This is a genomic window from Enterocloster sp. OA13 (assembly GCF_022440595.1).
GTDB lineage: Bacteria > Bacillota > Clostridia > Lachnospirales > Lachnospiraceae > Enterocloster > Enterocloster hominis.
Map to the genome: position 1 here is coordinate 6925375 of NZ_JAKNTF010000001.1, position 8873 is coordinate 6934247.

Below are 8873 nucleotides of genomic sequence, written 5' to 3' on the forward strand. Positions count from 1 at the left end.
CATGTATGGGAAGACATTATATGGCCGTAGCCAGTACGCCCAGGAAGGTTCAAGCAGCATTGTCCCGGAGGAGTATTTTGTGGACCTGGCGCGGTATGCGCCGCCATTCCTGGCAGAAATCCGGGAGATGGAGGAGATATACCGGACACAGGGGTATGAGGTAGGGCAGCTGCAGCACAACCTGGAGGACCTGATTGACCAATGCTATATCGTGACAGCCACCTGGGGGCTTTCCAGATGGGAGCAGATGCTGGGTGTGGCCACGAACATGTCCCTGACCTATGAGCAGCGCCGGGAAATACTCATGGCGAAGCTCCGGGGCCAGGGGACCACAACCCGGAAGATGATAGAGGATACGGCCGCGGCCTTTTCGGGCGGGGAGGTAAAGGTGATTGAGGATAACCCCAATCACTTTTTTATTATCCAGTTTATCGGCATCAAAGGGATCCCCCGGAACATGCAGGCATTTGTCTCCATGTTGGAGGACATAAAGCCAGCGCATCTGGCCTACCGGTTTGAGTACCGATATACCACATGGAACGAACTGAAACCATATACATGGAACCGTCTTGGGGACATGACCTGGGATGACGTAAGGACATTAAAGGAGGCATAGGATATGCAGTTAACACCTAATTATAATCTAAAAAAGCCGGAAGGTACGGACCCGGTTGATATACAGGATTTCAATGACAACGCAGATGTGGTAGACGCAGCGCTGAAAAAGAAGGCAGAATCCTCCGGTGGGGATATATCTGAGATGACGGTAAAGACGCTGGATAACATAACCACAGATTTCCCGGTCCCAGTGGCCGGTGAGAAGCCGAAGACATGCCTGGGGAAGGTCAAGAAATTTTTTGAGGACACTAAGAACTGGATGACGGGTGTCTGCCTGATTGGCAGCATAGTCAACAACTGTGTGACGGATAATGCCAAACTGCCCCTTTCGGCGGCACAGGGTAAGGCTTTGATGGACCTTTATACTGTGCTCAATACCAATTTGGCGAATACAGCTCTGGTAGCCAATACAGCTAATACTAAAATAGAATTAAATGGACCAATAAAAGTAATTGCCTATGGAAGCGACAGAAACAAATGGGCGTTCCAGCAGCAGTTTTCTGATGGTGTCATACTGTCTTTAGGTATCAGCGAGACCGAAATTTTCTATGACTATTATGACGGAAAGAGTTGGACTCGTAAATGGACAAGATGATTACTTTCGATATCCAATTATATTCCAGGTCAGTCCGGCATTTCGGTTAAAATACGTTACTCCAGATGCTGTAATATTGGCCTGAACCATGTAGGACGGTGTAAGGGTCTTACCATTGTTTGATACAGTCCAAGCTCCACAGCATAAGACCATCGCATCACCGGATACGCTTACTGTTCCTGCACGAATTATGGGCTGAGCGCCATAGATAGGACTGCTGGAAAATCCAAAGTTGGAGTTCTCAAATTGTAACATCTTATAGTTATATACGCTGTCTGACAATGCGATGACGCCGGATGCATTCTGGCAGAGATTGATTACTTCGGTGAAGCACATAGTCAAATTGGTATTGCGCACAGTAAAGAAAATTGCCCAAATCAAGCCCCCTGGCTTATGATTAAGGTACCACAAAATCATAAGGAAAGGGGCTATTTAGGATGGATGAAGTAAGATTAAAGGATGAACTGATGGCCAGGCTGTCCAACGAGTTGGAACGGCCTGCGCTACAGGTGATTGATGGGGCACTGTCAGCGGTGCTCCGGAACTACGAGGTGGCCAAAAGGGAGACTGGGGTGAGCACCAATGTAATCAGCTTCCCGGAATTGGATATATTCATCGGAAAAATGCGGTTTGAGAATTACTCGGCCAGTACAGTCAATCAATATCAGAGGTTTTTGACAGATCTACTGGTGTATGTGGGAAAGCCGGTGCAGGAGATTACGGGGGAGGATGTGGTGGAATGCCTGAACTACTATGAACAAGTACGTCAGATTAGTGCCAGTACAAAGGACCATAAGCGGCGCATAGCCAGTTCCTTCTTTGCTTTCCTGCATGACCGGGGATATATCAGACGTAATCCTATGGCAACTGTGGACCCTATTAAGTATGTGGCAGAGATAAGGGAGGCACTGAGTCCGAGGGAAATGGAGAAGATGCGGATTGCCTGCGGCACAAATATCCGTGATAATGCAGTGCTGGAGCTATTCCTGGCCACTGGATGCCGGGTATCCGAGGTGGTCAACATGAACTTGGCTAATATGGACCTACAGGCAGGATATGTGAAGGTAATCGGAAAAGGCCAGAAAGAACGGATAGTATTCTTTTCAGAGAGGGCGTTAGAGTACCTTGAGACATATCTGGGTGACCGGCGCAGCGGTCCAGTCATACTTTCCAGCCGGGCGCCGCATCAAGGCCTAAAGAAGAATGCCCTGGAGAACATAATACGTAGGATTGCAAAACGGGCAGGGCTGGGAAAACGGGTATTTCCTCATCTGCTACGGCATACGTTTGCAACACGCGCCCTGAATAAAGGGATGCCGCTGCCGACACTGTGTGACATAATGGGACATGCCAGTGTTGAGACAACGCGTATCTATGCCAAAAACGGCGCCGGAAAGATGAAATATGAGTACGATATGTATGCTGCCGGATAAGGATTAAAACAACATAGATTTTTTGAAGCCTGCCAAATGGGAGGCTTAGTTGTCGTGTATCCGATGAGAATGTTGAGCACAGTTACAATTGCGCGGAATTGTTATGCAGAATATATTTTACGGCTTCAGGGCGTTATACCAATTTAGGAAAAAGAATAGCTCGAGGAAATCCTTTTACCGGATTAGATACCCTGTATGATAATGGACAAAAAACGCGTCTATATCTATCCAATAAGGGTGTTGCATCTCTCTACACTTCATCCATAGACAATGACTCGAATTGGATAAAAAAGGGGGATGTTGTTACAAGCGCGGATTCCTTAAAAATTGATGATTACCTTACCCTTAATAGCGGATATAGCCTATCTGGGGACAATGGCATGATAAAATTTGGGAATGTGATTATGCTTGTGTTAACTATTAAGAAAAATAACGGCGTATATCCTGACTCTAATAATAGCCCCGTAGCTAAATTAAAAAAACATCTTCCAATGTTTCAAGTGAACACGGCGTGTGTTCTAGGCACATCTGAGTGGAACTATAATACTACAGATTATTTGTATATTGCAATTAATGGAGACATTAGGGTTTGTACATCTGCTACATCCGGAAACAGCAATTTCGCCAGAGCAACTGTCTGTTACATAACCAAATAGTCATTTTTAGTATTATCTCATAATGGCAATCCACGCAACGGATGCGGCTTGGGCTGCATCTGACCGTGATATATATATCCTGCAACCTGTAGAGGTGATATTTGCAACGGATGCGGATATCATATTTGGACTCGATGTCATCGGGGTGACAGTAACTGATGGGACAGCTGCGAAAGCCATAGGAAATGTTATCGTTTTATACGCCGATTGGTTTACGGCAGTAGGTGTAATAGACACAGTCCCTCCCTGGGAATCACGATTTGAGCGTAGCCTAAACCAATCCCCCCAAGTACCATTAGCTTTTGCTCGTAAGAACAACGTATCCGCGGCACCAGCTGCAATGTATAGGATAGTACCATAATTTGCTGATGACATACTGATTATGGCAGTCCCGGATTGTAATGTGGTTAAACCGGCTTTATATGGCGTGTTTTGTGTGTTATCACCGCAATTGACAATCCGTTTTCCAATAGGGCCAGCATCAGCTTCTGCAATCAAATCAGCAACCACAGTACGGTTATCCAAATTGGTATTGAACACACTACGGAAAATGCATAAAACTGAGTTTTGCCTGAATATTTATACTGATGGGCGCAATACCAATTTGAAAGAATACTATTCGCTAAAAGATGCAGTTACGATACCTAAGGGGGCTAACCTAAATAATTATACAGAATTTGGTAATTTTGTATGTTTTAGTGCCGAAACAGCAGCCACATTGATTAATTGTCCTGCCTCTAATGGTGGTTTTGTACTGCACGTAGAACGATCTACCGGTGCCACTAATGGAAACTTTTTTAAACAGAAAATCATTTATAATACAAAGAGCTGCACGGAATTTTGGAGAACAAACGTAGGAGAAGCTGGTTGGGGGCCTTGGGTATTCCCGCTTACAAATGCGGATATCCAATCTGGCTCCGTTTCAATAACACCGACAGGAATAAATAAACCCACCTATAAGCAGATAACCTTCCCCATACCATATAGCGCTATGCCAGTTATTGTTGTGAGCCCAATAACATCTGGTCCCAATGTAGTTTCGGCATCTGTTTTGGATGCTACATCTACAGGGTGCAAAATATATCTAACAAGGTCAGATCCCATCCAGGCTACATCAGTGATGTGGATAGCTGTAAGAAAATGATTATTATACATAATACTCTGCGATATTTATGCCAACCCCAGATGCGATTGTTGTTTGTGGCGTAAGTACAATATTTCCATCTGTAGTAATACGCAGATAGGCAACTGTATTTATTCCGTTGATACCACAATGTATATTGTGATACCATTCCACGCGGGATTTGACCTCAGTATTAGTAGCAATAGTATATGCTGTACCCGCTGACAGGGCTTTATTTACATATCCCCCGATTTTTATTGCTTTAATAGTATCACTGCCAAACGTAAATAAAACTATTGTAAGGCCGTAAGAATTAGTGATTTTTTTTGCTTCATAATCCGCTTTTTTTAAGAGTTCACCCCAATTACTCCAGATTCCGTTATCTTTGGACCGCAAAAATATCCGATTAGTCCCAGATACGATATATAATATTGTCCCATAATCGACAGATGACATGTTGATGTATGCTGTGCCACTTTTACCATTGGTCAGTCCTGCCTCATACGGTGTATTAAGCGTGTTTTCATTGCATTGTACAATCCGTCTACCAGATGGCCCAATATTAGCAGTTGCAAGCAAATCAACCACTGCATTTCTAACATCTAAATTGGTATAACACACAGCAAAAACGAAAATTCAGGCCCTCCAAGGGCCTTTTATAATACATAAAAATGCAGAAAGAAGGTAAAAACATGGAAAAAATCAGAATAGGAAAGGATGAGCCGCTGTATGAGATTAAGGGTATCCGCCCCATGTCTCCCAATGTCATGCAGATTGTGTTTGCCGGCCCCGTGCCCATCTCCTGGGGAGACATCGCCATCTACACCGAGGATGGCACGGAGGCAGCAACCCTGACCGGGTATGACACGGTATATCGGGACGATGGCCAGACCGTGTACCTGTCCAATGATGGCAGCGTGTATCAGGCGCCTGAGACGCCGGATGGACCAGGGGAGCCTCCGGAGCCTTATGTCCCGACACTGGAGGAGCTGCAGGCAGGCAAGCGCCGGGAGGTGGCAGCGGAGTGTGAGCGGCTTATCTATGCCGGTATCAACGTGGCGTTGGCTGATGGCAGCGTGGAGCATTATGCGCTGACCATCGAGGACCAGCTTAACCTGTTCGGCAAGCTGAGCCAGATAACTGCCGGGGCAACTCAGCTGGAGTACCATGCCGATGGGCAGCCCTGCAGGTATTACAGCGAGGCAGACATGCAGGCCATCATCCAGGCGGCCATGTGGCATGTGTCCTACCACACCACTTACTGTAATGCACTTAATATGTGGATTGCTGGCTGCCAGACCACGGATGAGGTAACCGAGATATTCTACGGCGCCGATGTGCCGGAACAGTATCAGTCCGATGTACTGCAGGCGTATCTGGTGGAGATTGCCGCTATGGCAGGAGGTGGAACGGATGCCACACCGGAAGGTTGACAAGTACGTAGCCCTGTTGGCTACCGGAGGGCTGTTGTACATAATCCTGGAGATGGCCTGGCGTGGCAGGAGCCATTGGACGATGTTCTTTCTGGGCGGCATCTGTTTCATCAATCTGGGCCTGATTAATGAGGTATTACCCTGGGACATGCCCCTGTGGCAGCAGATACTATCCGGCGCCTGCATCGTGACGGCGCTGGAGTTCCTGACCGGGTGCATCGTCAATCTGTGGCTGGGTTGGGGCGTATGGGACTACAGCGGCCTGCCGGGCAACGTCCTGGGGCAGATATGCCCACAGTACTGCCTGCTCTGGCTGCCGGTGTCATTGGCCGGGATAGTGCTGGATGACTGGCTGCGGTATCGGTGGTGGGGCGAGGAGCGGCCGCGTTATAACGTAGGCATTACACGGCGCAGGCCTAATGGATAAACCTAAGAAAGGATATGATAATCATGGATATAAGTGTCAGTATCGCAGCGCTTGTTGGTGCCATGTGCATACCATCAGCAATCACGGGGTTCTGTTTCTGGCTAATACAACGGGAAATCAATAAACGCGATGAAAAAGACAAAACAGAGCGTGAGGCAAGGCAGCAGCTTCTTGATGAGCGCGAAGCCACGCGCGAGAAGAATGAACTATACATTATTAAAAGTGTAAGCGCTTCAATTGCTTTAGGGGAAGCAACGGCTCGTGCTGTCCAGCGGATTCCTGACGCACACTGCAACGGAGATATGCATGCTGCACTGGAGTATGCACAGACAATCAAGCATGAGCAAAAGGATTTCCTTCATGAGCAGGCACTTAAGAATTTGTATTAATAAAACTTAGCATAGAACAAGTAGAAAGAGAGGAATGGATTATGGATTTATCGTTTTTGAGTAACTACACGGTGGCAGTCATTGTAGGAATCTGCCTGGTGACCGGATACATAACCAAGAAGTGGGTGAAGGACCTGGATAACAAGTACATCCCCACCCTGGTGGCCCTACTGGGAGCGGCGCTTAACATTTGGATTATGGGCGGTGTAAGTCCGGATATCATTCTGGCCGGGGCCTTTAGCGGTCTTGCAAGTACAGGCCTGCACCAGGCATTTAAACAGATGATAGAGGGTCAGCAGTAATATAATGCTCGTAACTATTAATCAACCAAGAAAGCGAGGTACACAATGAATTATCCATTACCGAATGAACCATGGAAACCTGTTAACATTGCAGAGATTCCTGACCTGGAGGCAAAGATTGCGGCTGCCAAGGGAACGCCTGAATACGACACCCTTAAATCCCAGTATGATGGCCCGGACCACGGGATTGACTATCACGATGATACCGGGAAGTTTGTGATTGCATCCGGTTGGCATGTGGATGCATCCGGGAATATTGTCCGGGATTAGTTGCGATATCGCAACGATGTAGGCAGGCCTGGGGATATCCCTGGGCCTTATTTTGATTGGAGGAAAGATATGACAGCATTATTAAGTAGACAGGCCGTAATCGATAAATATGCAGAGATTATAGGCCGCAACATATATAGTCAGTCCCTGAGGGACTACTGCTACGTACGGTATAAGGATGGCAACTATTACAGTGACTGCAGCAGTTCCATCTGCCGGACTTATGAGGCGGTAGGACTGGAGTTCGGAAATCTTAACACCGCAGGCATCTACCAGTCCAAAAAGCTGACCACGGTGGATGCGGACATAGCCCAGGGCATCCCGGATACGTCCAGGCTCCGGCCGGGGGACATGCTGCTGTTTGCAGGTACGGACGCCAGCCGTCCCCTGCGGATAGGCCATGTGGAGATGTACTGTGGCAACGGCATCATCTGTGGCCACGGCAGCGGCAGGCCATCCTATAAAGACCTGGTGGCCTACTGTAAGAGCCGGTATAACTCCTGGGCGTCCGGAGGATGGCGTAAGGGGCTGGTGTGTGTGCGCAGATACATACAGGATGATGTGACCTCGGAGCCGGAGCAGCCGAAGAAGTCCGGTTGGGAGCAGGGCGCGGACGGTGCCTGGAGCTTTTACCTGGGAAATACCGGTGAGCCGGTCCGCAACTCCTGGTACCTTGATACGGATGGCAAGTGGTACTGGTTTGACGGCACCGGCCACATGGTCACCGATACCTGGTATCAGTACAAAGGTGACTGGTACTACCTGGGCGCGGATGGGGCTATGGTTCAGGGACTGCAGGCCGGTGGAGGCAACTACTATTACCTGATGCCGGATGGTAAGATGGCCACGGAGCCTGTGACACTAACACCGGATAAGGATGGGGCGTTGCGCTGGCCAGGACTAGGAGAGTAATAAAAAGCGGCGGGGATTATCGGTCCTCGCCGTAATGTTACCTTTTCTTCTTGGGATACGGATCCTTAACATCTGTCCGTCCTATCAGATAATCAACACTGGTGTCATATAAATCAGCAAGCGCAGATAGAATCTGGAACGGTATCATCCGTTGGTCATTCTCATACCTGGAATAGGTCCGTTGGTTTATATGCAGGTAATCCGCAACATATTGCTGTGTCAAATCCTTGTCATCCCGTAAATCCCGTAGTCGTTCCAATCTCATAATCATCCTCCAATACAGAGCATTATAATTTAGTCTGTATTGGCCTATTGAAATTTACTCCAATTTGGCCTAAAATATGTAGCGAGGGGGGATTGTGAGATGGATATAAGAAAAGACGGTAACTACCATAATTTACCATGCTCCATTTGCGCTGGACAGGCGTACAATGTCCTTATAAAGGAGGGACACGGTATGGAAAGGAAACAGGAAGACAAGCCGCCAGAAGAACCACCAGAAGAACTGCTGAAGGAGTTTGAGTGGGCCAAAGACCACATCCGGATGATGAGGTGCCGCAACCGGCGCCAGATGAGTTTGAGAAGGTGTGGAAACGGATTCAGGATGGACATGGAAAGTAAGGAAAAGGCGGGAACCGGATTGACCGGACCCGCCAATTTCATACTATTTCATACCTATATATGCCGCCCTATTAGACACAGTAAAGTCACAAAT

14 protein-coding genes are annotated in these 8873 nt (G+C 47.6%); 11 read left to right on the forward strand and 3 right to left on the reverse strand.

Going from position 1 to position 8873, the window contains the following annotated elements; genetic code table 11:
• Position 1: 1 nt before the first annotated feature.
• The 3 genes from MCJ35_RS31365 (at position 2) to MCJ35_RS31375 (ending at position 2646) form a co-directional block, all read left to right on the forward strand.
• Complete coding sequence (locus tag MCJ35_RS31365) at positions 2–616, forward strand: YmfQ family protein (protein WP_025483593.1); 615 nt, start codon at positions 2–4, stop codon at positions 614–616.
• A 3-nt stretch (positions 617–619) separates the two neighbouring features.
• Positions 620–1213 (forward strand): hypothetical protein, encoded by a 594-nt coding sequence (locus tag MCJ35_RS31370; protein ID WP_240299770.1) that lies wholly within the window; start codon positions 620–622, stop codon positions 1211–1213.
• Between the two features lie 437 nt (positions 1214–1650).
• On the forward strand, positions 1651–2646 hold the full coding sequence (locus MCJ35_RS31375) for a tyrosine-type recombinase/integrase (RefSeq protein WP_240299771.1): 996 nt from the start codon (positions 1651–1653) through the stop codon (positions 2644–2646).
• A 668-nt stretch (positions 2647–3314) separates the two neighbouring features.
• Here the strand turns inward: MCJ35_RS31375 and MCJ35_RS32630 are convergent.
• A complete protein-coding gene (locus tag MCJ35_RS32630) occupies positions 3315–3677 on the reverse strand; it encodes a gp53-like domain-containing protein (RefSeq protein ID WP_488473326.1) in 363 nt (120 codons plus the stop codon).
• 229 nt (positions 3678–3906) lie between these two features.
• Here MCJ35_RS32630 and MCJ35_RS31380 point away from each other — a divergent pair, with 229 nt between their 5' ends.
• Positions 3907–4446 (forward strand): pyocin knob domain-containing protein, encoded by a 540-nt coding sequence (locus MCJ35_RS31380; protein WP_240299772.1) that lies wholly within the window; start codon positions 3907–3909, stop codon positions 4444–4446.
• Positions 4447–4449: 3 nt separating this feature from the next.
• Here the strand turns inward: MCJ35_RS31380 and MCJ35_RS31385 are convergent, their stop codons facing one another.
• Positions 4450–5013, reverse strand: coding sequence for a hypothetical protein (locus MCJ35_RS31385; protein ID WP_240299773.1), 564 nt, complete (start codon positions 5011–5013; stop codon positions 4450–4452).
• A gap of 104 nt (positions 5014–5117) precedes the next feature.
• On the opposite strand from MCJ35_RS31385, the gene MCJ35_RS31390 reads away from it, so the two are divergent.
• The 6 genes from MCJ35_RS31390 to MCJ35_RS31415 all read left to right on the forward strand — a co-directional run bounded on the left by MCJ35_RS31390 (position 5118) and on the right by MCJ35_RS31415 (position 8158).
• Positions 5118–5858 carry a DUF4376 domain-containing protein gene (locus MCJ35_RS31390; protein WP_025483588.1) on the forward strand — a complete coding sequence of 247 codons (741 nt, stop codon included), beginning with the start codon at positions 5118–5120 and terminating at the stop codon, positions 5856–5858.
• Complete coding sequence (locus MCJ35_RS31395; protein ID WP_025483586.1) at positions 5839–6285, forward strand: putative ABC transporter permease; 447 nt, start codon at positions 5839–5841, stop codon at positions 6283–6285. Before MCJ35_RS31390 ends, MCJ35_RS31395 begins: the two co-directional genes overlap by 20 nt.
• A gap of 23 nt (positions 6286–6308) precedes the next feature.
• On the forward strand, positions 6309–6674 hold the full coding sequence (locus tag MCJ35_RS31400; protein WP_034576588.1) for a hypothetical protein: 366 nt from the start codon (positions 6309–6311) through the stop codon (positions 6672–6674).
• Between the two features lie 41 nt (positions 6675–6715).
• On the forward strand, positions 6716–6976 hold the full coding sequence (locus MCJ35_RS31405) for a phage holin family protein (RefSeq protein ID WP_025483584.1): 261 nt from the start codon (positions 6716–6718) through the stop codon (positions 6974–6976).
• A gap of 45 nt (positions 6977–7021) precedes the next feature.
• A complete protein-coding gene (locus MCJ35_RS31410; protein ID WP_025483583.1) occupies positions 7022–7246 on the forward strand; it encodes a hypothetical protein in 225 nt (74 codons plus the stop codon).
• A 69-nt stretch (positions 7247–7315) separates the two neighbouring features.
• Positions 7316–8158, forward strand: coding sequence for an NlpC/P60 family protein (locus tag MCJ35_RS31415; protein WP_025483581.1), 843 nt, complete (start codon positions 7316–7318; stop codon positions 8156–8158).
• A gap of 37 nt (positions 8159–8195) precedes the next feature.
• Here MCJ35_RS31415 and MCJ35_RS31420 read toward each other — a convergent pair whose 3' ends face one another.
• Positions 8196–8423 carry a helix-turn-helix domain-containing protein gene (locus MCJ35_RS31420; protein ID WP_025483580.1) on the reverse strand — a complete coding sequence of 76 codons (228 nt, stop codon included), beginning with the start codon at positions 8421–8423 and terminating at the stop codon, positions 8196–8198.
• 192 nt (positions 8424–8615) lie between these two features.
• On the opposite strand from MCJ35_RS31420, the gene MCJ35_RS31425 reads away from it, so the two are divergent.
• Positions 8616–8873, forward strand: a 258-nt coding sequence (locus tag MCJ35_RS31425; RefSeq protein ID WP_240299774.1) for a hypothetical protein, incomplete at its 3' end; no start/stop codon positions are given.